Annotated in this window: 20 protein-coding genes and 2 pseudogenes; 19 read left to right on the top strand and 3 right to left on the bottom strand. The window is 47.9% G+C overall.

The genetic code is table 11. From position 1 onward, the window contains the following. The first annotated feature begins 16 nt into the window (after positions 1–16). The 17 genes from ccoG to AC0KUT_RS13380 all read left to right on the top strand — a co-directional run bounded on the left by ccoG (position 17) and on the right by AC0KUT_RS13380 (position 23,157). Positions 17–1,450: a cytochrome c oxidase accessory protein CcoG gene (gene ccoG / locus AC0KUT_RS13460; RefSeq protein WP_488830659.1), complete on the top strand. Its 1,434-nt coding sequence runs from the start codon at positions 17–19 to the stop codon at positions 1,448–1,450. Between the two features lie 67 nt (positions 1,451–1,517). Then, entirely contained in the window at positions 1,518–2,066 is a 549-nt protein-coding gene (locus AC0KUT_RS13455; RefSeq protein ID WP_488830658.1) for a FixH family protein, read from the top strand. Between the two features lie 6 nt (positions 2,067–2,072). Further along, positions 2,073–4,556, top strand: coding sequence for a heavy metal translocating P-type ATPase (locus AC0KUT_RS13450; RefSeq protein WP_488830656.1), 2,484 nt, complete (start codon positions 2,073–2,075; stop codon positions 4,554–4,556). A gap of 53 nt (positions 4,557–4,609) precedes the next feature. Further along, positions 4,610–4,885 carry a cbb3-type cytochrome oxidase assembly protein CcoS gene (gene ccoS / locus AC0KUT_RS13445; RefSeq protein WP_488830654.1) on the top strand — a complete coding sequence of 92 codons (276 nt, stop codon included), beginning with the start codon at positions 4,610–4,612 and terminating at the stop codon, positions 4,883–4,885. Between the two features lie 72 nt (positions 4,886–4,957). Continuing rightward, the gene (locus tag AC0KUT_RS13440) at positions 4,958–5,854 is read left to right on the top strand and encodes a sulfite exporter TauE/SafE family protein (protein ID WP_488830652.1); all 897 of its coding nucleotides are present in this window, start codon (positions 4,958–4,960) and stop codon (positions 5,852–5,854) included. Between the two features lie 175 nt (positions 5,855–6,029). Further along, positions 6,030–7,841 carry a BamA/TamA family outer membrane protein gene (locus tag AC0KUT_RS13435; RefSeq protein ID WP_488830650.1) on the top strand — a complete coding sequence of 604 codons (1,812 nt, stop codon included), beginning with the start codon at positions 6,030–6,032 and terminating at the stop codon, positions 7,839–7,841. 85 nt (positions 7,842–7,926) lie between these two features. Further along, positions 7,927–8,307 carry a lactoylglutathione lyase gene (gene gloA / locus AC0KUT_RS13430; RefSeq protein WP_488830648.1) on the top strand — a complete coding sequence of 127 codons (381 nt, stop codon included), beginning with the start codon at positions 7,927–7,929 and terminating at the stop codon, positions 8,305–8,307. A 28-nt stretch (positions 8,308–8,335) separates the two neighbouring features. Continuing rightward, positions 8,336–9,958: a protein adenylyltransferase SelO gene (locus AC0KUT_RS13425; protein WP_488830646.1), complete on the top strand. Its 1,623-nt coding sequence runs from the start codon at positions 8,336–8,338 to the stop codon at positions 9,956–9,958. Between the two features lie 128 nt (positions 9,959–10,086). Then, positions 10,087–10,863 (top strand): co-chaperone DjlA, encoded by a 777-nt coding sequence (gene djlA / locus AC0KUT_RS13420; RefSeq protein WP_488830644.1) that lies wholly within the window; start codon positions 10,087–10,089, stop codon positions 10,861–10,863. Positions 10,864–10,982: 119 nt separating this feature from the next. Continuing rightward, positions 10,983–12,290, top strand: a complete 1,308-nt coding sequence (locus AC0KUT_RS13415; RefSeq protein WP_488830642.1) for an MFS transporter — start codon at positions 10,983–10,985, stop codon at positions 12,288–12,290. 117 nt (positions 12,291–12,407) lie between these two features. Beyond that, positions 12,408–13,265, top strand: a complete 858-nt coding sequence (locus AC0KUT_RS13410) for an SPFH domain-containing protein (RefSeq protein WP_488830640.1) — start codon at positions 12,408–12,410, stop codon at positions 13,263–13,265. Positions 13,266–13,285: 20 nt separating this feature from the next. Further along, positions 13,286–13,498, top strand: coding sequence for a type II toxin-antitoxin system antitoxin (locus tag AC0KUT_RS13405; protein WP_488830639.1), 213 nt, complete (start codon positions 13,286–13,288; stop codon positions 13,496–13,498). A 710-nt stretch (positions 13,499–14,208) separates the two neighbouring features. Beyond that, positions 14,209–15,099: an AEC family transporter gene (locus AC0KUT_RS13400; protein WP_488830638.1), complete on the top strand. Its 891-nt coding sequence runs from the start codon at positions 14,209–14,211 to the stop codon at positions 15,097–15,099. A gap of 256 nt (positions 15,100–15,355) precedes the next feature. Next, a complete protein-coding gene (locus AC0KUT_RS13395) occupies positions 15,356–15,892 on the top strand; it encodes a GNAT family N-acetyltransferase (protein ID WP_488830636.1) in 537 nt (178 codons plus the stop codon). A gap of 208 nt (positions 15,893–16,100) precedes the next feature. Next, entirely contained in the window at positions 16,101–16,667 is a 567-nt protein-coding gene (locus AC0KUT_RS13390) for a phage tail protein (RefSeq protein ID WP_488830634.1), read from the top strand. A gap of 124 nt (positions 16,668–16,791) precedes the next feature. Continuing rightward, positions 16,792–22,335 carry a beta strand repeat-containing protein gene (locus AC0KUT_RS13385; protein ID WP_488830632.1) on the top strand — a complete coding sequence of 1,848 codons (5,544 nt, stop codon included), beginning with the start codon at positions 16,792–16,794 and terminating at the stop codon, positions 22,333–22,335. Between the two features lie 657 nt (positions 22,336–22,992). Beyond that, complete coding sequence (locus AC0KUT_RS13380) at positions 22,993–23,157, top strand: hypothetical protein (RefSeq protein WP_488830630.1); 165 nt, start codon at positions 22,993–22,995, stop codon at positions 23,155–23,157. A 277-nt stretch (positions 23,158–23,434) separates the two neighbouring features. Here the strand turns inward: AC0KUT_RS13380 and AC0KUT_RS13375 are convergent, their stop codons facing one another. Continuing rightward, positions 23,435–23,848, bottom strand: a complete 414-nt coding sequence (locus AC0KUT_RS13375; RefSeq protein WP_488830628.1) for a GNAT family N-acetyltransferase — start codon at positions 23,846–23,848, stop codon at positions 23,435–23,437. Positions 23,849–23,950: 102 nt separating this feature from the next. Here AC0KUT_RS13375 and AC0KUT_RS13370 point away from each other — a divergent pair. Beyond that, positions 23,951–24,166: pseudogene (locus AC0KUT_RS13370) on the top strand (IS110 family transposase); the annotation flags it as partial. Further along, a pseudogene (locus AC0KUT_RS13365) lies at positions 24,156–24,998 on the top strand (IS91 family transposase). The pseudogenes AC0KUT_RS13370 and AC0KUT_RS13365, both read left to right, overlap by 11 nt. A gap of 468 nt (positions 24,999–25,466) precedes the next feature. Here the strand turns inward: AC0KUT_RS13365 and AC0KUT_RS13360 are convergent. After that, positions 25,467–25,949, bottom strand: coding sequence for a GNAT family N-acetyltransferase (locus tag AC0KUT_RS13360; protein WP_488830626.1), 483 nt, complete (start codon positions 25,947–25,949; stop codon positions 25,467–25,469). Between the two features lie 461 nt (positions 25,950–26,410). Continuing rightward, positions 26,411–26,926 (bottom strand): CPCC family cysteine-rich protein, encoded by a 516-nt coding sequence (locus tag AC0KUT_RS13355; protein ID WP_488830625.1) that lies wholly within the window; start codon positions 26,924–26,926, stop codon positions 26,411–26,413. Positions 26,927–26,987: the final 61 nt, after the last annotated feature.

Below are 26,987 nucleotides of genomic sequence, written 5' to 3'. Positions count from 1 at the left end.
TTATTGAGGTAATTCCGTGAGCGACAAACCTACAGCACCTTCATCAAATGAACCGGCCGCTAAAGGGCAGGATTCTGCAATTCGCTATGTCAATTTGTATGAGTCAGATGACAAGATCTATACCCGTCGCATAACGGGATTCTATCAGCGGCTACGTCGCTACACCGGCTTGCCCTTAATGTTGGGTTTTCTGTTGATGCCATGGTTGGTAATTGATGGTCGTCCCGCCATGTTGTTTGACTTACCCGCGCGTAAATTTCATATTTTATGGCTCACTTTTTGGCCGCAAGACAGCATGTATTTGGCATGGCTGCTGATTATTGCCGCGTTTTTATTGTTCACTGTGACTGTTTTGGTAGGGCGTGTGTGGTGCGGCTTTACCTGCCCACAAACGGTGTGGACCCAAATGTTTATGTGGGCTGAGCATCTGTGCGAAGGGGATCGAAACAAACGTATCAAGCTCGATGCGCAGCCCATGTCGGTAGAAAAGTTTTTACGTAAGTTTGGTACACAGGCGATTTGGACCGGCATAGCATTAATTACGTCTCTCACCTTCGTGGGCTATTTCACACCTATACGTGGGCTTGTTGTTGAATTTTTCACTATTGATTTGGATGTGGTACCGGCATTTTGGATATTCTTTTTTGCCGCTGCTACCTATTTGAATGCTGGGTTTATGCGCGAGCAAGTGTGTAAATACATGTGCCCTTATGCTCGCTTTCAGTCGGTCATGTATGACGCTGATACCCTGACGGTTTTTTATAATGCGGTACGCGGTGAAAAGCGTGGCCCCCGTAAAACTAGCGATGATTACAAAGCTGCTGGTTTGGGTGATTGCATCGATTGCTCCTGGTGTGTGCAGGTGTGCCCAGTAGATATAGATATCCGTGATGGCCTGCAGGCGGAGTGTATTGACTGCGGTCTCTGTGTCGATGCCTGTAATAGCGTTATGGAAAAAATGGATTACCCTCTCGGTCTAATCAGTTTTACCACCGAAGATGCGATTCTGCATGGTAAAACCAAGGTGTTTCGTCCACGCTTGATTGGCTACGGTTTGATGCTGGTTATTATGGTTTCGCTTTTTGTCTATTCAATTGCTACGCGTGTACCGGCGGGGATTGAGGCGCAACGCGACCGTGGTGTGCGCATGTACCGAGAGACGGGTGATACCATTCAAAATGTTTACACCATAAAAATTAATAATATGGATCGCAAAACCCATATTTATGATTTGGACGTAAAAGGTGCTTATGATTTTGAAATCCAAGGTTATAAACATATCCCAGCACTTGAAGGAGAAGTTCTCACTATTCCTGTACGTGTTGTGGTGAAAAAATCTGATCTAAAGGCGAACAAGACAGAAATTCGGTTTACTATTCGCGCCCAAGAAAACCCTGAAATAGTAGCGAGCCACACCACAACGTTTATCGGGCCTTATGTCGAGCCTTAAGGTTTTTTGATTAAGAAACTTTAATTCTGCCTATTTAACGTTGCATTAACTGAGTGAAATATCCGCTATGAACACGAGTAGTAATGATGAAACGATCAAGCCTTGGTACCGCCAATTTTGGTTTTGGTTTGTGTTTGGGCCACTGATTTTTATCATCATCATGTGTGGCTTTACCGTAAGTATTGCGCTGAGCGGCTCTGATGATGTGATTATCGATAACTATTACAACGAAGGCCGCATGATTAATCAGGCATTTGATCAAGATAAGCGAGCTAAAGCCTTGGGGTTAAGTGCAGCTTTGCGGTTTGATCGCGCTACTGGTGAAGTATTGTTAACTTTCGAGTCAATGCCTGTGGATGCTGATCAAGTGCCTGATAAGTTGTTGTTATTTATGGGGCACCCCGTTAAAGCAGCTAAGGATCAGGAAATCATTTTGACATCAGTAGGCGATGGGCATTATCGCGGTGAGCTACCATCTGAGCCGCGTTATTCTTGGTATTTAACACTTTATCCCGTTACTGATTTGGAGCAGCGCGATGCGGCGCCTTGGACACTTAGCGGTGACATTAATTTTTCGCGCAGTGAAACCACACATTTGAACCCTCGGGTTAAATAATTCTGCATGACATCTGCTGATTCCCCTCAGTCTGCTGCAGCGCAGTCTTGTTTTCATTGCGCCTTGCCCATTCCACCGCAGGCTTTTTACCCCGTTATCGTAGAAGGGCAGCAGCAGTTAATGTGTTGCCCCGGTTGTCAGGCTGTTGCCATGGCGATAGTAGATGGAGGTTTAGAAAACTTTTATCGTTATCGCGCCACTACGGCTGCTAACGGCAGCATCACCTCCGCTGCAGTGCAACAAGTTCAAAATCAATCTTGGGATATTTATGATTTAGTTCAAGTCCAAGCTGAGTTTGTGGTGCCTCTCGATGAGCGTTATGCCCAAGCGAATTTGTTGCTTGAGGGAATTAGCTGTGCAGCTTGTAGTTGGCTGATTGAAACGCATTTGAAAACCAACCCTGCCGTTCGCTCCATTAGTATTAATCTCGGCAGTCACCGCTGCGCCTTGGTGTGGGATAGGGCAACGCCCCTAAGTCATTTATTAAAAGCGCTGGCGGCTATAGGTTATGTGCCGCGCCCCGCAACTGACGATCAGGCTCAGCAGTTAATTAAAAAAGAAAACCGTATAGCTCTGTTTCGCTTGGGTGTCGCTGGCTTTGGCATGATGCAGGCGATGATGGTTGCGGTGGGCCTCTATACCGGTGCCAGTGGTTTTTGGTTAGATTTTTTACGCTGGTTGAGCATGCTTGTGGCAACGCCGGTGGTGTTTTTCTCCGCATGGCCATTCTTTCAAGCGGCATGGCGCAGTGCGCAAAGTCGTCAGCTTGTTATGGATGTACCTGTTGCGTTGGCGATTGCTCTGGCTTATAGCGCCAGTGTTTGGGCAACGCTGAGTGGGTCGGGTGAGGTTTATTTTGAATCTGTATCCATGTTTACCTTCTTTTTGTTACTGGGGCGTTATTTTGAGTTGCGCGCCCGCCATCGCAATCGCCTTGCCTACGGAAATTTAGCCCAGTTAATGCCGCTCACAGCCTGCTGTCTTGTTGCGCAGCAGGGTTGTGACCTAGAGCTACAGCAGCCGCTGAGTATGCTCAAATTGGGCGACAGAGTTTTGGTTAAACCTGGTGATACCTTTCCCTGCGATGGGCGTGTGGTTGCAGGTGAAAGTGCTGTTGTTGAGGCTTTGTTAACCGGTGAGGCCGAGCCTATAGCCAAAGGTTTAGGGGATATGGTCATAGCGGGTACTCTCAATCAGCAAAGCCCCTTACAGGTTGAGGTAACAGCCTTAGGTGCTGCGACTCAGTTGTCGGCCATTGAGCGCTTGGCGACGCAAGCTGAACAAGAAAAGCCACAGCAGGTGCTGGTAGCCGATAAGATTGCGCGCTTTTTTATTGCGCGTTTATTGCTAGTAGCAAGCGTGGTGTTTTGGTTTTGGTTTTGGTATGAACCGGCCCGAGCGCTGTGGGTGACGCTTTCGGTGTTGGTCGTTACTTGCCCTTGTGCGCTCGCGCTTGCCATGCCCGCGGCACTTTCGGCTGCAACGGCTAATTTGCGTAAGCGCGGTTTTTTGGTCACGCGCGGTCACGTGGTGGAAACACTGCAGCGGATCAATCATTTAGTCTTTGATAAAACAGGAACGCTCACGCGCGGTCAGTTTAGTGTTGCTTCAGTGCGGGCCTTCAGTCCAGATGGGCGTGTTAAAGAGGCCTATGCCGAACAGCGTCAGCAACTTTTAGATATAGTCTCAGCCTTAGAGGCAGAATCTAATCACCCGCTTGCCAGTGCTTTTACGAATAGGCTCAATGCGCCGAAAGCACAAAACGTTAAATATTTCGCCGCACAGGGCATAGAAGCGCAAATTGAAGGTTGCCGATATCGAGTGGGAACACCTGCGTTTGCGAGTAGTATTTGGGGGCAGAGTGAGTCATTAGATCCTGGTGTTTTCAGCCCACCCGACACGCAGTCGCAGTGGTTGCTGCTCTGTACGGAGCAGCAACCACTGGCGTGGATTGGGGTGCAAGATGAGTTGCGCCCCGATGCCCAAGAACTCATGCAGCAGTTGCGCGCGCAGGGTTATAAATTGAGCCTGCTCAGTGGCGATACCCCTGAACGCGTCGCTGCTTTGGCGCAACACTTAGGGATTAGCAGTTTTAAAGGCGGTGCAACGCCAGCCGATAAATTGGCGCAGTTGAGCCTTTGGCAGGCTCAGGGCGATAAGGTGTTGATGCTTGGTGATGGCATTAATGATGTGCCTGTATTGGCAGGGGCGGATGTGTCGGTTGCTATGGCCAGCGCTTCCGATCTAGCGCAAACGCGTGCCGATGGCGTGTTACTGAGCAATCGCCTGTTGGTATTGTTGGAGGCACTGGGTTTGGCGCGCGCGACCCATAACATCATTAAACAGAATTTGGCTTTCGCCTTGCTTTACAATCTGCTCGCGTTGCCCTTGGCGGCTGCAGGCTTAGTACCTCCTTGGTTGGCTGCGTTGGGCATGACCTCTAGCTCTCTTATCGTGGTGTTTAATGCGTTGCGCTTGATGCGCTATTAGCGTCAACCGTTCAATAGCCTGTTTGTTTCATCTATTTTCTGACGAGTTCCTCTATGGAAAGCCTCTATTTTTTAGTGCCCTGTGCAATGGTGTTTCTTGCGCTTGCCATCAAAGCCTTGTTTTGGGCCATTAATTCTGGGCAGTACGACAACCTTGATACCGAAGCTCATCGCATTTTATTTGATAGCGATGCTAAAAAAACTGAGCCTAAAATCAAGGTGGCAGGACGTGAAGAGCCTACATCAAACACAGATAAACCACAGGAAGCAGCCTTGCATAAGGAGCGCGCTACCCAAGAGCTAGATGCTGAACTCAAATCTAAAATATAAGTTAATCAATAACCTGGGCGGTCATTATCCGCGCACTAGGCTTCACAATATTACCAAGGCGAGACTTTCTGGATGGATTGGGCAATTCTAATAACCGCATTTATGTTGGGGCTGTTAAGTAGCGCCCACTGTGTTGGTATGTGTGGCGGCATTATGGGCGCCTTGGCAATGGCCATTCCCGCCGAGGCGAAAGCGCGCCGATGGTTTATTTTATTGAGCTATAACCTTGGGCGAATCCTCAGTTACAGCCTAATGGGGTTATTAGTTGGTGCGTTCGCGCACCAACTCGCCGCGTGGGGCGCTGTAGTATGGTTGCGTTGGTTAGCAGGCTTACTCTTAATTGCTATGGGACTTTATTTGGCCAACTGGTGGCATGGCCTGACTTATTTAGAGCGGGGTGGGCGCTATCTTTGGGCCTATTTGCAGCCTATAGGTAAGGCCTTAATGCCTGTCACCTCTGCGCCTAAGGGGTTGTTGCTCGGGGCTATTTGGGGTTGGCTGCCCTGTGGTTTAGTCTATAGCGCCTTAGTTTATGCCATGGCGCAGGCTAATCCGATCGGCTCAGCAATGGTGATGTTGGCCTTTGGTTTGGGCACCTTACCCAGTGTTCTCGCGACAGGTTTAGCGGCGCAACAGATAGCACGCTTACTGCGCGTGCAACATGTTCGTCAACTATTTGCCGTTATTATCATACTGTTTGGTCTCTGGACCCTGTGGGGTGGCGGCCACCATGGGCATCATCATGGCGGCATGGATCATTCGGAGATGAATCATGCAGAGATGAATCATGCAGAGATGAATCATGCAGAGATGAATCATGCAGAGATGAATCATGCAGAGATGAATCATGCAGAGATGAATCATGCAGAGATGAATCATGCAGAGATGAATCATGCAGAGATGAATCATGCAGAAATGGAGAATTTACCTTCGAAAGAGACCCAACACAGTGTTGTGGCACCTGAATAAACTATAGTGTTGCTATAAGATGGGTTTAGGTGGGTAGTCGACACCTGTAAATCGATAATTTGCTACAAATTAAGTGAGTTTAGCGTTTGAGTCCGTCAAGCAGGCTTTCGCATAGATTTCATGTCTATCCATCACAGCTATGGGTACTTCTTTCCTTAGTGAATGAGACTTTGTTATGACAACAAGCGCCCTGAAAGGCTTAATTTTTGTTTTACTGATATTTTTGGTGCCGATAATTAAAGCTCAGGCAGTGGATGACATAGCTGTCGCAGAAAAACCGCCTGTAGAGCAGCCTGTTTCAGTCACATCCCCTGAGCCGGAAGAACATGCATCGCTAGAGCAAATACTCAAGCAGGATTTATCTCAAAAAACAGAGGATGCCGATGCGAGTTGCGTGGCATTTTCTGGTGTGCGCGAAGCTGTGTCTGCAGCAAAAGAGTCGCGCATTAAAAATAATTTCTTTAAAAATTTTTCCGGTAAGCGGATTCGTCATATTGAATTCAAAACTCTATCCATTTTTGATCCAAATGATCCGCGCGAAAATAATCGCCTCTATTTGTTGCTCAATAAGTTGCATGTTAATACACGGCCTAAGGTCGTGCGCACCCAATTACTCTTTAAAGAAGGCGAACCTCTGGATATTAAGCATGTTCAGGAGTCTGAGCGGATTTTACGTAAACGCGCCTACCTCACCAATGCTTATATATTACCCAAGACTATTTGTGCTGAAGATATAGATGTACTTGTCGTGACCCAAGACTCTTGGGCCTTGGAGCCGCAGATTTCCCTTAGTCATAAATCGCAAGACACCCAGACCGGCTTTGCTATTGCCGACGGTAACATTTTAGGCAGCGGCAATAGCTTGGTTATTGGCTATGCAGAAAGTCAAGCGCGTACACTTATCAGTTACGACTTCAGCAACCCGCATGTATTCAATTCGCAAATCTCTGCACGTATTTACTATGCAGATACTAGCGATGGCAATAACACGCTGTTAAATATTGAACGCCCCTTCCATTCGTTAGAGACGCCTTGGGCTGCGGGTTTTTATACCGAAGATATTACTCAGCTCGATACCATTCGCCACGCTGACCTTCAAATCAACGAATATAATCATCAAAGTATGATGAACCAAGTTTATGTTGGTTTTGCAACAAAGGTCACGTCCAAGGCTACTCAGCGTTTGCTATTTGGTTTGAGTAATGAAGAAGATAATTTTTTCATAACGGAAGATACGCTTCAGGATATTCCTAAAGAACGCAAGGCCGTTTATCCATGGGTTGAGTATCAATACTTAGAAAATCGCTTTGGCGTGTTTAAAAATCTAAATCAAATTCAACGCCCAGAAGATGTGGCGCTGGGCAGTAATTTTAGTTTGCGTTTAGGTTATGCCGGCACTCAGTTTGACAACCCTGATGATGTGGTGCGCTATATCAGTCATTATTCTTTAGTGCAGGATGTGCGCGAAAAACATATGTTCGAAACAAAATTGTCACTTGATGGGCGCTACCACTTTAATCTCGAAGGCATTGATAGCACAGTGGCGGGTGTTGCCGTGAGCTACAACTACTTTCAAGATGAAAAACGTCGTTGGTATGCGAGTTTAAGCTACGATGTGGGGAAAGATTTAGCCCAATATGAAGAGTTAACCGCAGGCGATATTACCGGCTTGCGCGGCTACCCCAGCGACTATCAGCGTGGCGACGAACGCTATATTTTCACCCTAGAGCGCCGTTATTTTTCTGATATTCATATCTTCAATTTAATGCGTGTAGGTGCTGTAGTGTTTTTTGATATGGGAAAATCTTGGGGCTTGGAGCCCTATGGCGCTAGCCCGTTACTCGCCGATGTGGGTTTTGGTTTGCGCCTCAGCTCTACCAAGGTACGTATAGGGAATGTGGTGCATATAGATGTCGCTACACCTACGACTGCCCGTGCCGGTATTAGTAATGTGCAGCTAACTGTAGGTGCCTTTCAGCGGTTTTAGTATGTTGCTTTCGTCCAATTCATCAGCTGCCACCCAATAAGTGGCAGTTATTTTTTCTGCTTTGTTAAACTTCCACAGGAAAATTATGCGTTTATTACACACCATGCTGCGCGTCGGCAATATGGAAAAATCTATTGAGTTTTATACCCAAGTTTTAGGCATGAACTTGTTGCGCAAACAAGACTTTCCGGATGGTAAATTTACCCTGGCTTTTGTCGGATATGGCGAAGAAAGCACGCACACCGTGCTAGAACTTACCTACAACTATGGCGTTGAGTCTTATGATATAGGTAAGGGTTATGGCCACATTGCATTAGGCTGTGAAGACGTTTATGCCACCTGCGCTAAAATTCGCGCAGTTGGTGGGAAAATTGTGCGCGAGCCTGGCCCTATGTTGCACGGTACAACTATTCTCGCCTTTGTCGAAGATCCCGACGGTTATAAAATCGAATTACTCGGCGTATAAATTTCGCCGTGTCGCAGGTGCACCCACTATGACGTCTACCCAACTCACACAATTACAATTCGATAATCGCTTAGTGCAGAGCTTGCCTGCTGATAGTGAAACAGAAAACTATCGGAGGCAGGTGAACGGCGCGATTTACTCACATGTAGTGCCGACCAAGGTGCGCGCGCCGCAGTTAATTTGCGCTGCACGCGAAGTGGCGGAGCTGTTGGATTTAACCTCTGATGTTTTCGCGCAGCCTGAATTTGTCCAACTGTTTTCGGGCAATCAAATACTCGAAGGCATGGCGCCGCACGCCTGTTGCTATGGCGGTCATCAGTTTGGCAATTGGGCGGGGCAGTTGGGTGATGGTCGCGCGATAAATCTTGGTGAAGTGCACAACCGAAAAGGCGAGCACTGGACGCTGCAGTTGAAGGGGGCAGGCCCGACACCCTATTCACGCAGTGCTGATGGTTTGGCAGTATTGCGCTCCTCGTTGCGTGAATTTTTATGCAGTGAAGCCATGTTTCATCTAGGTGTGCCGACGACGCGCGCACTGAGCTTAGTTGCTACAGGCGAGTCAGTGCGACGCGATATGTTTTACGATGGCAATCCGCAGCTGGAAGCTGGCGCGGTTGTTTGTCGTGTCGCCCCGAGTTTTACGCGCTTTGGTAATTTTGAGCTGCTCAGTGCGCGCGGCGATAGTGTGCTGCTTAAGCGCATGGTGGATTTTACGATTCGCGCAGATTTTCCCACGCTGCTAAAAAAGCCTGAAGAAGAAATAACGCCTGCGCACTATATTGAGTGGTTTACCCAGGTCTGCGTGATTACCGCGCAGATGATTGCCCACTGGATGCGCGTGGGTTTCGTGCACGGCGTCATGAACACGGACAATATGTCGATATTAGGTCTCACTATCGATTTTGGCCCCTACGGCTGGTTGGAGGGTTTTGATCCCAATTGGACGCCCAATACTACCGATGCGCAGGGGCGTCGCTATAGGTTTGGTAATCAGCCTCATATCGCCCTGTGGAACCTCACGCAGCTCGCCAATGCCATATATCCCCTCATAAATGCAGTTGAACCCTTACAAAAAGCACTAGCGGAATACACGCGGGAATACGATCATTGCTGGCAGCGCGATATGGCGAATAAATTGGGGCTAAGTAGTTTCAATCCATTGGCCGATCAATTGTTAGTTGATGAACTGCAAGCTGTATTGCAAATCACAGAAACGGATATGACCATTTTTTATCGGCAGCTGGCGCAATTGGATATTAATAAATATGCGCTCTGCGCGGATGCTGAACTAGTAGATTGCATTCGCGCTGCTTACTATGTGCCGCCGAGCGCAGACAGTGAGGCGCGTATGGCACAATGGCTGCGCCGTTATGGCGAACGTGTGCAGCAAGATTATGTGTTGAATGGCAGTGATGACCAACAGCGTTGTACGCGCATGAACGCGGTAAACCCTAAGTATGTACTGCGCAATTATTTGGCGCAGCAGGCGATCACTAAAGCGGAGCAGGGTGATAATAGCGAAGTGGAGAAGTTGCTCGAAATATTGCGTCATCCCTATGATGAGCAGCCAGAGTACCAAAGTTATTTTGCGCTGCGCCCCGAGTGGGCGCGTCATAAGGCGGGTTGTTCAATGTTGTCATGTAGCTCGTAATTGTTATGTGTTTCGTATTAGTTATGTGAATCGTAGTTGTCATGCGATCCTATGCGAAGAGTTAATGGCTGTATGCAATCTCAGCAACAGTGCACCCTTATTTTAAATGATTTAAACCGAGATAAAACATGATTGGAAAAGTAATAGGTTTTGCGCTGGGGTTTGCCTGGCGCGGTTTTTTGGGCGGTTTGGTTGGCGCCTTAATTGGGCATTTTTTTTATGATCGCAATCAGCGCAGTGCGTCGCTATCAGGCGAGCGCTTAGAGGAAGTTCAGCGCACTTTTTTCACCACCGTATTTGGCTTGCTGGGCTATTTAGCAAAATCCGATGGGCGCGTCAGTGAAACTGAAATTCGTCTCACAGAAATTCTCATGAGTAAAATGGGGCTAACACCAGATCATCGCCGTGAAGCGATTAATTTATTTAAAGCGGGCTCTACCACTGGCTTTGATGCCGACACAGTGCTCGATGAATTTAAGCGAGTGTGCGGTGCCAGCCCAAATCTTGCGCAAATGCTCTTGGTGTATTTAGTAAACCTCGCGCTTGCGGATGGCACTATCAACGAACAGGAGCAAGTGGTATTGCGTCAAGTAGCGGATCGCTTGGGCTTTTCGCGCAATGCTTTCGAACAATTGCTGCGTATGATCAACGCGCAAAATAGTTTTGGTAAAGGCCAACAACAGCGTTCGCAGGCGAATGAGTTGGATGCAGCTTATATCGCCTTAGGCGTCGAAAAATCTGTTACCGATGGCGAACTCAAAAAAGCCTACCGTAAACTGATGAGTCAATATCACCCTGATAAACTTATCGGCCAGGGTATGCCCGACGATATGATCAAAGCGGCTACGGAGCGCTCGCAAGAAATTCAAGCGGCCTATGATCTCATTAAAAATACTCGCCCTTAAGTGTAGTGGGTGATGCACTTAATTTTAGAATGTAGAACGATTGAGTCTACAGGTTAAGACCATTATTAAGTCGGGCGCTATTAGCGCCCGTTTTTTTATTTAACTTAAGGAATGCATTCATGCAGCCCGAACTCGTTCTAAAAGGTCTTGCGTCTAACCCGCGTCGCTATGTGTTCTTTTCTATTTTTTTTACAGCGCGCGCTTACTATCCCGTTTTGGCTATTTTGTTTCTCGATTTGGGTTTGAGCCTCGATCAGTTTGTGCTGCTCAACCTAATTTGGGCGCTTACCATTTTTGTATTTGAAGTTCCCTCCGGCGCGCTCGCCGATACCTTCGGTCGCCGCCGCTTACTTATCACCGCCTCGGTATTAATGATTGTTGAAATGCTCTGCCTGTTATTCGCCCCGCGCGATGGTGGTCTGCTGCTCTTGGCGCTCTGTGTTATCAATCGAATTTGCTCTGGTTTATCGGAAGCCTGTGCCAGTGGTGCTGATGAGGCGCTAGCCTATGATTCGCTGCCTGAAGACGGGCGCGTGGCGGCGTGGGATGCATTGCTCGCGCAGGCAATGCGCTGGCGTTCTCTTGGCTTTGTGGTGGCCATGATTCTCGGCGGTCTCTTGTACGACCCCGACACGCTGAATTTTCTTTTGCCATTGCAGTGGCATATTTCTGCCGACACGGCGCATCGCTTGCCTGTTGCGCTGGTGTTGCTGCAGGCGATAATTTGTTTCGTCGTGTGTTGGCGTATGCAGGAGCCGCCCCATGCGGCAGCTGGCTCTACGCTTGCACACGCCTTCCATCTCACCCTTGGCACCGCGCGCTGGGTATTGCGTCATCCTGTGACCTTGGTTGTGGTAGTTCTTGGGGTTGCCTTAGATTCTGTTGTGCGTAACTTTGCGACTATCACCAGTAGTTACTATCGCTTGATTGAATTGCCGGAGTGGACCTATGGTTTTGTGGGTGCGGCTTTAGGGGTGTTTGGTTGGTTTGTACCGAGCATGGCTCAGTATTTAAATAATCGCTTTAGCATGCTGCAAAACTTTGCACTTATTGCGCTGGGTACTTTCATCGGCTTAGCCGCTTTAATTCCCGCTTGGCCAGTTTATGGTTTAGTGCCCGCTATGTTCTTAATGACCATGATGTTCTTTTTAGGCTTTACTGTGAGCCGAGTATTGCATCAAGCGGCTGATTCATCGCGACGAGCAACGGTGTTGTCGGTAAAAGGGTTGATTTTTAATTTGGGCTACGGGCTATTTAGTCTCGGTTTTTCAGGTCTTTTATCTGCCTTCCCCGATACGCCAGCCGGTACCGCACTGCGCACTGCGCTCCTGTGGCAGCTGCCATTTTTTGGTGTGCTGTGCGTAACTCTGTTTAGTTGGGCATATATCGTGTTGCGGAAGCAGGCTCCATTGCCGCAAGAAAGGTAAGTTTAGGTCAGCTCATATTTGACTAATTTATACATGGTGATATCCTAATGATATCACTATGATTTATTGGTGAAGGTTGATATTAGCGAGTTAATTACCTTTTAGGGAGCAGGGCTTATGAGCAGTGAATCGAAAGCGAAGTGCAGTTCGGGTTATGGGATGGTGGGGCTGTTGTTTGTTGCGCAGCTGCTAACCATCGGTGCTTTGGTGTTGTTGCCTGGGTTTATTAAGGTGGCGGCGGGGTTGGTGGCTATTCTGGTGTTTATTTGCTGGTTCGGTTTTTATTTGGTGCAGCCTAATCAAGGGCGAGTGCTGCAGTTGTTTGGGCGCTATGTAGGTACCGATAGAATTAACGGCTTGCGCTGGGCCAATCCGCTGTATAGCAAGCGCGCAGTGAGCCTGCGGGTGCGCAACTTTGAATCGGGTCGCTTGAAAGTGAATGATGCTAACGGCAACCCTATTGAAATAGCCGCGGTTATTGTGTGGCGGGTGATTGACACCGCTGAAGCGGTGTTTGAAGTGGACGACTATGAAAATTACGTCACCATTCAAAGTGAGGCAGCACTGCGTAATTTGGCAACGACCTATCCCTATGAGCACGATAAAGACGATGAGCGTTTGTCGTTGCGTAGCGATTCCAATGCTATCGCCATTGAGCTGCAAAAAGAGGTGCGCGATCGCTTGCTAAAAGCAGGCGTAGAAGTCATGGAGGCGCGCTTGAGTCATTTGGCGTATTCGCCCGAAATCGCCCAAGCTATGTTGCAGCGCCAGCAGGCGAGTGCGGTTTTAGCGGCGCGCAAAATTATTGTGCAGGGCGCTGTGAGTATGGTGTCTGACGCTTTGGATCAACTGAAAGAACAGGGTGTTGTGGAGCTGGACGGCGAGCGCAAAGCGGCGATGGTGAGTAATTTATTAATCGTGCTGTGCGGCGATCAACAGGTAAAGCCGGTGATTAATACGGGCAGCCTTTATTAATCCATAAGGGGGAAATTGCCTTGTCTAAAAAAGCCTTTGCTCTGCGCATTAATGAGCAGGTTATTGCGGCTATGCAGCGCTGGGCCGACGATGACTTGCGCAGTTTGAATGCGCAAATAGAGTATGTGTTGCGGGATGCTTTGGTGAAGTCTGGGCGTGTAAAACTGGTGCAAAAAGTGGTGACAGATGTAGAAGCGTTGGATGCAGCCACGCCCGATGTTGAAGATGAATAGCTGTTTAAGTAAATCTTGACGGCGCAGTGCATAAGTTGCACTTTAAAAAACAGCTCTCACGTTTCCGTGGGAGCTGTTTTTTTTTGACCTTATGTAGCCGCGTTATTAATCGTGCTGATTAGGTTTGGATAAATTGGTATTGGTATTGAGTCGCTTTGGGTTCCAGCACCGCTTAATGGCAATGCGTTTGTCGCGTTTAAGTGGGCTGGCTGGGTGCGATGCTTACTAGCGCTGCTGTTGCCAGCAGCCAAAGCATGCTAAGTGGGCTTTTAATCCAATACCCATAAAAATAATACAAATAAATTTTTTTGATGCCTAAGAAACGATTTTGGTGTTTGAAGGCTTGTTTTAGGTTATGAGGTGGGTTGATTGGTTGTGATGACGCCTGAATTATCCTTATGTAGACATGAATTTATAATATAATTCGTGAGTGGTGCCGCTGTCATGGGTGCATAACGAGTGGCCTGCTTACCTCTGAATCGGTATTCACAACTTCATTCTATGGCCCAGGATAGCTAAAGCATGGAGTGTAATTAGCCTGCTACACTGCGCGGCTCATGGGGAAGGGTTCCCCGTGCTCAATGTTTATAGCGCGCAACCGTCTTTGTCTTAGGTGCGCACTGATTATTTACAGCCGCTATCTAGGTTGTTTCACGTTCCTGCTTTATTTCCACCTTCTACCTTTTAGGCTCTACTTTTTAGGCTTTATTATGCTCAACGAATTACTCGCCATTCTTGCCCCTATCATGATTTCTACTGCCATAGGTTTTGTGTGGGGTAAGTCTGGGGCTGAATTTCCGACGGATTTTATCTCGCGCATGGTGATGTTCGTAGGCACTCCGTCGTTGATTATTGGCGTAATGGCTAAGGTGGAAGTTGAACCTGCGGTAATGGGGCAGGTGGCACTGGCATCGGCATTGGTAATGGTTCTGATGGGCGTGGTGGGCTGGGTTTGTCTGCGCTGGCGCGGGCTGGATATGGCTACCTATTTACCGTCGCTGCTGTTCCCTAATAATGGCAACATGGGCTTGCCGTTATGTCTCTTCGCCTACGGCCAAACAGGACTCGCCCTCGCGTTGGGCTCTTTTATGGTGATGATGGTGGCGACCTTTACCGTGGGCTTGGTATTGGTGACAAGCAGTGAAGGTGGTTGGTGGAAACGCATGGAGTCTATTGCAAAACAGCCTGTGATCTACGCCATGGCTATTGCCGTGGTATTACTCCTTGCCGATATTCACTTGCCGCGCTGGATCACCAATACCCTCGACTTGCTTGGCGGTGTCGCCATTCCGTTGATGACAATTGCACTGGGTGTGTCGCTTGCCACCCTCAAGATCAGTCGTTGGAAGCGCAGTTTGGTGTTTAGTCTCGCCCGTGTCGGTGGTGGATTGTTACTGGGGTTTTTAGTTTGCGAACTAATGGGCCTGACCGGCGTGTCGCGCAATGTGGTGCTGTTGCAATCTGCTATGCCTATTGCCGTGTTTAATTATCTGCTCGCGCTGCGTTACAACCATCATCCAGAAGAAGTAGCTGCTATGGTGTTGATGTCCACCTTGTTGGCGTTTGTGGGGCTTCCTTTTTTGTTGGCGATGATTTTGTGATTAACTTTTACTGCGTTAAGAAATGCATCGTTTTACCAACTGAAATTTCAACTGAATCCCTAGTAAGTTACTAAATGGATCTTTGGCGATGTTGGTTGTTCATCGTTAGGTCCACACCGCTAAACCATCTAGCTTTGCCCTAGGGTGCTGTTTGGTAAAACCCTTTTAGGGGCGGCTTCCATACTTAATTGCTCTTTCGCAACACATTAGCGCGCTCTAAATAGGTTGTGCGCGATGAGATATTTGAGGGTATTGCGTGAATATTCCTAGAATTTTGCAAAATTTGAATTTATCCGATGGCTTGGTGGTGCGTGAAGCAACTGCAGAAGACCAGGTATTTTTGAAGTCGCTGTTTTGTGCGACGCGCGACTATTTGTACTCTCTACCGCTGTCTCAGGCGCAGTTGGATGTTTTAGTGCAACAGCAATTTTTGTCACAGCAAATGGGTTATGCCAAGCAGTTTCCACGAGCAGTGAATTGCATCATCGAACGCAAAGGCGCGTCAGAGGGTAATAAATCGGTCGGCAAGTTGATGCTTGGTGAGTTTGAGAAAAAGATGCACATCGTTGATGTGGCGCTGCTGCCAGAAGTGCGTTGTCAAGGGTACGGCACTGGTCTGTTGCGCCAACTGCAACAACATGCTGGTGCAGAAAATCACATAATAAGTCTTGCGGTCGATAGACAAAATATCCGCGCCAAACAGTTTTATGTCGCATTAGGGTTTAAATGTATAGCTACTTCCGAAACCCATGAAACTATGGTCTGGCAGGGCGCATTGGAGGTGCGGGAGTAGTATTGGGCTTGGCTCGGTTTAGTGTGTTATAGGCTGTAATTCTATTTGCCTACCCTTGGGCGTATTCTTAACGCTGGCAGTAATGGAAATAACATTCTCGCGATTAATTTCAAAAATAGAAAATGTTAAAAGATCATCTACCCTTCGGGTGGTGGTGAAGGAGCTCAGTGAACATATCATTCATTCATAAATAGATAAGGAACATAGTATGTCAGAACCATTTGTTGGTGAAATTCGCATGGTTGGTTTTAATTATGCACCCCCGGGTTGGGCTTTTTGCGATGGGCAAATTATGTCCATTCAACAAAATAGCGCCCTGTTTGCACTATTAGGTACTACCTATGGTGGCAATGGTCAAACTACTTTTGGTTTGCCCGATTTACGTGGTCGCGGTGCTGTAGGCAAAGGCAGTGGCCCCGGTTTGACGCCGGTAGCTCAGGGCGAAATGTCTGGTCGAGAAGCGGTAACACTTACTACCGCACAATTACCTGTGCATACGCCAGTTGCTACAGTGGAAATTGCTATACCTGCGTCTTCTGCTGGTGCAAATCTTGCTGCTGCGCCATCTAATACAGCTGTGTTAGGTCCTGTTTCGGCAGCGGGCCGAGCCGGTACTCTGTATGCGACCGATGCTGCCGATACTACGCTCAAACCTTTTAATGCACCTGTAGCTGTTGCATCTATAGGTGGTAGCTTACCTGTTGAAATTCGTGACCCCTATGTTGGAATGAATTTTATTATTGCCTTGCAAGGTATATTTCCAGCGCATAGTTAATTTCATGTGTTAGTGCAAGTAGGCATTTCTATATTCACGTGTAGAAATGCTTGTTTTTTAGATTTCTGGTTGTGGCGCTTTAGGCTCCATCATCCAATTAACATTAGGCAATAGAGGAAATATCATGCCATTGAAAAAATTGAGTCATCTCCTGTGCATAGGCAGTGACCGGGCTAGAAAAATGAGTACAGCTTGGCTGCGTTTATGCGTGGGTATTTTTTTAGTGGCATTGGTACAGGCCGCTTGGGCGGCGACGCCTGCCGATCAAAATTATGATGGTTTAACTGTGGCCGACCAGGGCAGTAATTCCGTAACAATTAACGGTATTACCTATACCAATAACGCCGCTGTACATATAGCCATAGTAGACGACGGTTTACTTGCTGCCGGTGCAGATCATGCGCTGGGATATAGGACGTCGGGGCCCAACACATCTTCATTGGTTAGCTTTAAAACCAGTGATGGAGATGAGTTCAAACTGAATAGCTTTGCGATTTCTAGTGGATTGGGGGATGTTAGTTTCACCATCAGGGGCTATCGCGATGGTAGCGAAGTAATTAATGAGGTGGTTAATGTCCCTAGCTCCACAACATTTAACGTATCTGCCAATTCCAGCTGGGAAAATATTGATGAGGTTCGTATCACAGGAACTGACCTGGATATAGACATAGATGATGTGGATTTTAGTTCTAAGGTTTTACCTACTCCTACCATCAATAATGCAGCCTACAACGCCTCGACGGGTGCGTTGGTTGTAACCGGCACAAATTTCACGGGAACGGCTGGCGCGACTAATGATGTTGTAGCCAACAAATTTACCCTGACAGGTGAGGGTGGCGCTACCTATACATTGACCGACACCGCCGATGTAGAGATTTCCTCCGCGACCAGTTTCACCTTAAACCTGAGTGCAACTGATCGCGCCGGTGTTAATGTTATGACCAATAAAAATGGTGGCAGCTCCACGGGCGGAACCAACTATAACCTCGCCGGTGCGGCAGGTTTTATCGCAGATGCTCCTGCCACAGCAGATGCCGCCAATACCATTACGGTTTCAAATGTCCCCCTGCCAACTATCAGTAACGCAACCTATGATGCAAGTACTGGCGCACTCACAGTAGCAGGCGCTGGTTTAACTCGGCGTGTAGGCGCTACTAACGACATAGTGGCCAATAAATTTACCCTTTACGGTGAAGGCGGTAATAGCTACACCTTAACCGATACCAGCAATGTTGAAATAACATCGGGCACCAGCTTTACGCTTACGCTTAGTGCGACGGATAAAGCGGCCTATAACCTCATGGCCAATAATAATGGCGGCTTATCTACTGATATCTCTACCTATCGTTTGGTTGCGGCAGATGACTGGGCGGCAGGGGCAGATGCCACTTTGGATGTGGAAGATTCATCTGGGAACAACATTACCGTGAGTAATGTGGCAATTCCAACAATTGCCAACTCCACGTATAACTACTCAACCGGTGTACTGGTGGTTAGCGGTACCGGTTATTTAAGCAAGCAGGGCGCTACCAATGATGTGGTGGCCAATAAGTTTACCCTGACCGGTCAGGCGGGTGGCACCTATACCCTGACGGATACCGCCAATGTTGAGGTCACGTCTGGCACCAGCTTTACCCTAACGCTAAGTGCAACCGATAAAGCCGGCGTCAACAACTTATTGAATAAAAATGGTTTAACGGCGGTGAGCGGTACTACTTATAATCTTGCCGCTGCTGAAGATTGGGCAGCAGGTGCAAATGCAGCGGTCAATGTGGCAGATTTGACGGGTAATGATATTACCGTGAGTAATGTAGTGACTGTAGCGGGCGCTCCAACTATAGGTACTGCCACTGCGGGCGATACTCAAGTCAGTGTGAATTTTAGCGCTCCAGGTTCCAATGGTGGTTCGGCGATTACGGGTTATACCGTTACCTCCAGCCCCGGTGCTTTAACGGGGACAGGTGCGGGTTCACCTATCACAGTAACAGGCTTAACCAACGGGGTGGCTTATACCTTTACCGTAACGGCTACCAATGGTGTTGGTACTGGCTCTGCCTCGGCGGCCTCAAACAGTGCAACTCCTAAGGCGGCACAAACCATCACCTTCGGCAATCCGGGCACGCAAAATTTTGGCACCACGCCAACCTTGAGCGCCTCTGCGAGCTCCAGCCTAACGCCTACTTTTAGTTCTACTACCCCAGGTGTGTGTACTATCACCAGCGGTGGTGCATTAACGTTTGTGACCACGGGTACCTGTAGTATCGATGCTGATGAGGCGGGCGATGGGAGCTACTTGGCTGCTGCGACCGTAACACGTTCATTCAGTGTGGCTGCTGTGGTGCCGGGAGCGCCTACGGCGGTGAGTGCCACGGCGGGTGATACTCAAACCACGGTGAGCTTTACCGCTCCGGCTTTCACAGGTGGCGCAGCAATAACTGGCTATACCGTTACCTCTAGCCCCGGTGCTTTAACGGGAACAGGTGCAGGGTCACCTATAACAGTGACCGGGCTCACTAATGGTGTTGCTTATACTTTTACGGTCACTGCCACTAACTCGGCGGGTACGGGCACGGCGTCTGCTGCATCGAGCGCTATTACGCCAAAGGCGACTCAATCTATTACCTTTGCCAATCCTGGAGCCCAAAATTTTGGCACTAGCCCAACCTTAAGTTCTACGTCTGATTCGGGTTTGACGCCAATTTTTACCTCATCAACCCCAGCTGTTTGCGGTATTACCTCCGGTGGTTTGTTGAACTTTGCATCTGTTGGCACCTGTACGATTAATGCAAATGAGTCGGGTAATGGTGCTTACTTGCCCGCCGCTCAGGTGAGCCGCTCATTTAATGTTAATGCGGTAGCGCCCGGTGCGCCAACCGCTGTGAGTGCATCCGCAGGCGATACTCAAGCTTCAGTTAGTTTTACGGCCCCAGCTTTTAATGGTGGCGCTGCGATTACGGGGTACACAGTTACCTCAAGCCCAGGTGGTCTAACAGCGACGGGTGGATCTTCACCGCTTACGGTGACGGGACTTACCAATGGTATTGCTTATACCTTCACCGTTACTGCCACCAACCCAGTCGGGACAAGCGCGAACTCAGCTGCTTCTAGTTCTATAACGCCAGCAGCACCTTTCGTGAATTCACCTCCGGTTATCACGCAAGGTGCTTCCACCAGTGTCACCATGAGTGAAGATGCAGCTCCAACAGCCTTTGCATTGAATTTGACGGCCTCGGACAATGACGGTGATTCACTCAGCTGGAGTATTGTCGGGGCAGCGCAACACGGTAGCGCGGGTGTATCTGGCGGCAACCTGAGCTATACCCCAACCTTGAATTACAACGGTAGCGATAGTTTTATCGTAAAGGTGAGTGACGGTACCGATAGCGCGAGCATTACGGTAAATGTCATCATCACTGCTGTGAATGACTTGCCAGTCATCAGCGGTAGCCCAATAACAGCGGTGAATCAGGATGCTACGTATAGCTTCGCGCCAGCAGCCAGCGATGTGGATACAGCGGATGTGCTGACATTTAGTATTGCCAACAAACCGAGCTGGGCGAGCTTCAATAGCGCAACGGGTGCACTCACGGGCACGCCAGTAGCTGCCAACGTTGGGGTCACCAGCGGAGTGGTGATCAGCGTAAGCGATGGCACCTCAAGTGTGAGTCTTGCCGCCTTCGATCTACAGGTAGTGAATGTAAATGACGCGCCAGTTATCAGCGGCTCACCGCTTACGTCAGTGGATCAAGATGTTGCCTACAGCTTCACCCCCGTGGCCAGCGATCTTGATGCAGCCGATACTCTGACATTTAGCATTGCAAACAAACCAAGTTGGGCGACCTTCAGTACAACAACTGGGGCACTTACCGGTACGCCAGTACATGCTGACGTAGGTACTACTAGCGGTATTGTTATTACTGTGAGCGATGGCATTCTCTCTGCTTCACTGCCAGAATTTGCGATTGAAGTGATTGAAACTATTGATCCTGCGACACCAGTATTAACGGTGCCTGCGACCTTCTCCATCAATGCCACTGGGCTTTATACCAAAGTCAGTTTGCGTCAATTATTAGGTTTGGTATCAACTGCCGACCAAGCGCAGCTAGATCAAGCACTCAAAGGTCTAGCGCGCAATGGTGTTTCAGCTAACGACTGCTGCACCACTAAGGTGGAGGGCTTAGTCGATGGCAGTCTGCTCTTGCCGCCGGGTAGAAATAAGGTAACTTGGGTTGCTACCAATGGCGCAGGTGAAGCGACTAAGGCTCTGCAAATGGTTGATGTGAACCCATTAGTATCTATGAGCAAGTCGCAAATTGCCGTGCGCGGCAGCAAGGTAGAGTTCAAAGTTATTCTCAATGGTGCTGCACCAAGCTATCCCTTAAGTGTTGACTATGTCATTGATGCCAGCACTACGGCGAGCGTTGCAGAACATTCACTTATCAATGGCTCAGTGAGCTTTACCAGCGGGCAACGTGAAATAGCCGTGCCAGTGCAGCTGAATAGCGTTTCTGGTTTGAGCGATAGCCAATTGGTGGTGAGCTTGGGTGATAAGGTCAATAGCGGCGTCAATAAACTCCATGTGATCAGTTTGCGCGAAGGCAATGTGCCGCCTAGGGTAGACATTAAAATGACACAGGGTGGTGCTAACACGCGCTTGATTACACCGAGCGGCGGCCCAGTCACCTTGGTGGCCGAGGTAACTGATCCCAACGTCGCAGATACTCACAGCTTCGATTGGTCAGCCACTAGCGGTTTGGCAGACACAGATGGCAATCCAGTGGATGCAGTGCGCATATTTGATCCTGCGAGTCTAAGTGGCAGCCATCAAGTTTCAGTCACAGTTGCCGACTCTGCAGGTGCTAGTGTGTCGGCGCAAGCCTATTTCCGTGTAGTGACTAGTTTGCCTCAGCTAAGCGAGAGCGATGATTCAGATGGCGACGGCATCGATGATGTAATTGAAGGAACTGGTGATGATGACGGTAACGGCATCCCCAATTACCTCGACAATATGCCCTCCAGCAATGTGTTGCCGCAGGTCGGCTTAATTACTAACTCCTATCTCTTGGAATGTGATCCAGGGGTGCGCTGTGGCCTAGGTTTATTTGCCTTAAAAGGCAACTCTGGCGGCGTACAAATTTTGGATGGCGATCTGGGTAGTCTTGGTGATTTGAAAGCAGATGACAGCTTTAAACCCGTAGGCGGAATTTTTGACTTTACGATTAATGATTTGCCCTCGCCAGGTCAAACGGTGCGTATCGTTATACCTCAGCAAGCGGCTATTCCCACGCAGGCTAGCTATCGTAAATTCCAAAAAGGTCGTTGGGTGACCTTTATTGAAAACGCCAATAATAGTCTTGCATCATCTGCAGGCAGTCCTGGTTATTGCCCGCCTCCTGGTGCAGCTGAATGGACGCCCGGCTTAACGGTTGGTCATATGTGTGTGCAATTAACCATTGAGGACGGCGGCCCTAACGATGACGATGGTCTAGTGAATTCTGCTGTGGTTGACCCCGGGGCCGTCAGTGCACCTGTGGTGGTGGCGCCACCACCCGTTGAGCCGCCCGTAGTAAAACCGCCTACCAAATCCAAAGGTGGTGGTGCAATCAATCTGCTATGGCTGTTAATGCTCGGTGGTTTAGGCGTGTTGCGCGGTGTTAAGCAGCGCTAAGGTTTTTAAACACTAAACTATAAAAAGCAGGCTGCAGCAATGGAGCCTGCTTTTTTATGCGTGCAACTTAGACGGTAGGCGGTTGATGTTTAAAAGGGTGATATTTACTCTGGGTTATAAGGGTTTTGAAAGAGGCAATTATAAATTGTATTAGCTTCGACTTAATCTGACACTTCTGCTTGTAAAGAAGAGAATTCCCCGTTTTGATAAAGGTGTCAAATCTTAAATCAAAACAAAAGGTGGCTCTCATGATTCACAAAACAATCCCATCATTTGGTCTCTGGACTACCTCTGTCACCCTATCAACGCGGCATATTTTTCATACCGAGAGCTTGTTGTGAATGGAAAAGTATTAATAGTGGGCGGTGATACACTGGAGCTATATTGGAAAGTACAAGTTTCTAGCCTGAAATAAAGAGCCACGCGGTGATGGCACGAATCACTCTAAATAGTCGCTCTGTAATCAGTGTTTAAAAGCCCAAGACAACTTTTTGTCGTGGGCTTTTTTAATTTTGGGGTTATTTAAGCTTGCTGTTATTAAGCCCGTTGCGAAGCCAGTGAGAATTCCGTGTGTTTATCTCGGAAATATAGTAGGTGCTTTCAGTCTTGGATATTTATTAGTGAAGGATTGACGCTAAACATAAATATTTAATACGCATGGGTCCTTCAAAAGTTATCACCGTGCCTTATTGTGCATCCAATAAAAGTTATTGGCGCAGTGCAAAAACAGCGGCGATTCACATGGCACTCAACAATGACTTTTTCGCCAACTTGGGATTAATTTCGTTACGTGATCGCTGGACAGAAATTCATTATCCGTAGGGAAACGCCCTGTGCGGAGCCGTTGGTCCGACACTCGGTGCAGGGTATTGTGGGGAGGGGGTGCTATAAACTCCTCCTTACCCGATTTAAGCTGATTAGTTTTCTGCCCAACTCGAATCTGATTCGATAATGAGACTTACAGAGTCAATTGTACCCATACCCATGTATTCTCCGTATTCTCCGTTGATTCCATACTCTGGGTGATGACAATGGGATAGGTCGCGGCTGCGCGCGACATATCCTTATTTGTTATGTGTTATTTTTTAATGAAAAAATATTATATTGTAGATGATAATACGTATACATACTTTTCTTCATTAGTCTTTGTGTATCCGCTACGGTGATATAGGTTAATTGCACGACTATTTTTAAAGACCTTTAGTTTTATAGCACTAAAGCCTTTGGATTTAGCTATTTCCTTTGCCATTGCTAATAGCGTGGCCCCAAAGCCTTTGTTTCTATGTGCTTCTAAAATTTGTAAATCTGCCACAAAGATACTCCCTTCATTTTCACGAAGAGCTAAGTAGCCTAGAAATTCATTTTCATAAACCTCATAGATTTCAAATGTTGAATAGAGCTTGAGGCGTTTTTCAAAATCCCATGGAATTTGGTGTTCAGCAAAGTATGCCTTCATTGATTCTTTACTAAGAAGAAGGCAATCCTCATGTTTTTTAGTTGGCACAAGCTTCATTGATTCGACTCTGTGTAACGAATGATATGCCCCCTCTTAACAGTCAGCCCTGTGTCAGCGCAAAGTATCGGTGCTGTCATAACTACCAGAGGAGCGAATTTCATGAATCTTACAACACTCGGTATCGATTTAGCGAAAACTTCTTTCAGTCTCGTTGGTATGGATAAGAACGGGAAGGTCATTCTGCGCAAAACCCTCAAGAGGGCACAGCTGCTGCCTTTCATAGCGCAATACCCGCCTTGCTTAATCGGCATGGAAGCCTGTAGCGGCGCTCATTACTGGGGCTGCGAGTTTCGCAAGCAGGGCCATGAAAAGCGCCAGCCAATGGCTGGCGCGGCAGCAACGCAAATTATTACCGGTGGATTACTTTATGGCGACCTTCACCTTGCCTAGTGAACTGCGTGAGCTCGCCAAGGCAAATCCTAAACACATTTACGCGCTGTTGTTTGACTGTGCCGTCAGTACGCTCAAGGATTTTGGTTTGCATAAAAAATCCTTTGCAGCGGAATTGGCGATGACCGCCGTATTACACACCCACACGCGACGGCTCGACTATCACCCACATGTACACATCATTATCCCGGGTGGCGGCGTTAAGGTAGAAGGCGCAACTGCGCTTTGGAAAATCATCAACAAACGCTACCTGTTTAATGGCCGCGCACTCGCGCGCGTTTTTCGTGCGCGCTTATTGGTTGCAATTCGCACCGGCGGGTTTAGGGTTCCCGACACACCTGAAAAATAGGTAGTGCAATGTCAAGCGGTGGGGCGAGGTTTACCGGCCCTACAATACCTGTCGCGCTATCTCTACCGAGGCGTCATCAGCGACCAGAATATTCTTAGCAATGATGGCGAGACAGTGACCTTTCAATATAAGGACAGCAACACTGGAAAGATGCAAACACGAAAGCTGCGTGGCGAAGACTTTATGGCGCTAGTGCTGCAACACACCTTGCCCAAAGGCTTTCGCCGTGCACGCGACTACGGTTTTCTGCACGGCAATGCCAAACGTTTGTTACAGCGAGTGCAGTGGGCGCTGCAGGTTAAGCTTCCCGCATTCACACCCAAACCAAGACCACACTTCACCTGCACGAAATGCCAATGTGTGATGTCGATTGTGAGCTTTATCCGGCCGCGACCTGCGCCGCAATAAATCGGGGCGCAGCAAACACAGCCATTCATGTAACGCGGAGAAAAGAAAAAGACTTATGGGATAGTGTAAATCTTTATCGTCGACACAGGCGAGGCAAAGACTCGCCCATCAAAAATGCGAGCGCCAAGCAGCTCTCGCCTTCCGTTGAAAACTCAAGAATATATTTCCTATAAAGAGACGAACGAGACCAGGCTTGTTCAACAATGGGATAGGTCGCGGCTGCGCGCGACATATCCTTATCTGTTCTGTGGTAAAGCTCCCCTGTAGGGGTGCACCGTTTTAGGGGGTTTTATTAAACGCTAACGACTAACGACTAACGAATGACAAGCGCGTTTCTTCGGGTGGATGGGCTAAAGAGTTGTAGCGCAGAGAAAGCGGCCAGTTGGTTTCATGTTCAGTAAATATTCTGTGCAAAGCCGCAGCAGAGTGTTGTGGGTAGGAGGTGCTAGAAGCTCCTTTCTGCCCGTTTTAGGTATTTAAATTCAGTTCTAATTTATTTAAAACCTTATTAGTTTTATTACCTGTACTGTGACTGGTAGATATCAATTTGAAACCGCATTCTTCATAAAGCTTACACGCCGGAACATTGGTTGATAGAACTTCAAGAAAAACAGAGTTCTTATTTAATTCCTTGGCATGTTGGATAGCTCTATTAACCAGTGATGTAGCGATTCCTTGACCTCTTTGGCTAGGCGACACCCACATTGATATTAATTCGTATTCATTAGTTTTATGAATACCCCCGATTATACCAGCAGAAAGCGTACCAATTTTAGCGATAAAATAATTACACGTTTCATTGCCAGATGCTCGACTTCTCCATTCTAGTTCACTGAAATTTAACGCAGCTTCATACGTTGCCGAAAAAGCTTCCGGCGATTCCTTTAATGCCTCTAAACGAATAGATTTTAGCGCTTCCCAGTTACTTTCACGAACCGATATTAATTCCATGCTGTTTTTGCCTAATTTATGAGGTGAAAGTCCCCTGTAGGAAGATCACCATTTAATGCAATTTATTAAACGCTAACTGCTAGCGGATGGCAAGGGCGTTTCCGCGAGGAAGGGCCTGGAGAAGTTGTAGTGAAGCGGAAACCACGCCAGCGCAGCGAAAGCGACCGCAGGTTGCGTTAACCCATCAGCAAAACTACGAGCTGACGAAGACTAGGTGTCCCTGAAGATCTCGCTGTACCTTGTGGTGCGTCCAGTAAAAGTTATTGGCGCAGTGCAAAAACAGCAGCGATTCACATTGCACTCAACAATGACTTTTTCGCCAACTTAGGATTAATTTCGTTACGTGATTGCTGGATAGAAATTCATTATCCGTAGGGAAACGCCCTGTGCGGAGCCGTTGGTCCGACACTCGGCGCAGGGTGTTGTGGGGAGGGGGGAGCTAGAAACTCCTCTTACCCGATTTAGCTGTTGCCTGCACCGCGAAACTCTTTAACATAACCGAAGATCTCTGACTTTCTTTTACCAAAGCGAACGCGAGCTTGAATAAGAGACTCTTTATTTGCACCACCTTCATATGCTGGATCGCGAAACTGAACAGCATCATCTTCCCAATTGCAAATTTCACATATTTCATAAGAGCCACTATTCCAATCTGATAGTGTTAAAAACTCACAGCAAGGGCACGCCCGAGGAGTAACTAATACGGTAGTTGGCTTCGTTGTTGCTTCCCGTCCTTCGATACAAGACCAGAATAACTTGGAATCTCTTGGGTGCTCTCGAATGAAGTGATCCCACCCTTTTATGATAAGGAATCCAGGAGGGTTTGACGCACCTACATCGTTGATACATTCATCAAAAGCATCCCAGTTATTTCCATAGTACTCAGGAAATTCCAGGGCTTTTGCTAGCAAAGAGTGGATTTCATCGATTCCCATTCCTTGCTTTATCTCAATTTTTAATTCAGGTGTTCGATACATAATTTACAGCTAACATTTATATCGTGGTCGCGACGACCGTTTTGCCCGCGACTTATATGTC

The sequence above is a fragment of the Cellvibrio sp. 25HG11W-0 genome (genome assembly GCF_057815475.1).
This window is presented reverse-complemented; position numbering and strand designations above follow the sequence as displayed.